Here is a 517-nt window from a genome sequence, read left to right as displayed (position 1 = left end):
AGCGTCAAAGTCCACTTTACCGATGGTGGTGTGGATGATGCCGTTTTTGTCGTTACGGTAACGAACCTGGCCAGCTTTAGCGTTTTTAACCGCTTCAGCAACGTTCGGCGTTACAGTACCCACTTTCGGGTTTGGCATCAGGCCGCGCGGACCCAGAACCTGACCCAGCTGGCCAACAACGCGCATTGCATCCGGGGAAGCAATAACAACGTCAAAGTTCATTTCGCCTTTCTTGATCTGTTCAGCCAGATCTTCCATACCTACCAGCTCAGCGCCTGCAGCTTTAGCAGCTTCAGCGTTTGCACCCTGGGTAAATACGGCTACGCGAACGGAACGGCCAGTACCGTGCGGCAGTACAGTTGCACCACGTACGTTCTGGTCAGATTTACGAGCATCGATGCCGAGGTTAACAGCAACGTCCACGCTTTCTACGAATTTAGCAGTGGCCAGCTCTTTCAGCAGAGCGATAGCTTCGTTGATGTCGTACTGCTTAGTAGCATCAACTTTGTCACGGATC

General features: G+C 52.4%; 1 protein-coding gene. It reads right to left on the bottom strand.

Annotated elements, in window-relative coordinates:
* Window positions 1-517 (bottom strand): 50S ribosomal protein L1 (gene rplA, locus PDQ33_RS29025; protein ID WP_333563979.1); only part of this gene is annotated, 517 nt, incomplete at both ends.

This window comes from Bacillus cereus group sp. Bc031, assembly GCF_027716265.1.
Lineage (GTDB): Bacteria > Bacillota > Bacilli > Bacillales > Bacillaceae_G > Bacillus_A > Bacillus_A paranthracis.
The sequence above is the reverse complement of the archived record's forward strand: the minus strand, read 5'-3'. Positions and strand labels throughout refer to the sequence as shown.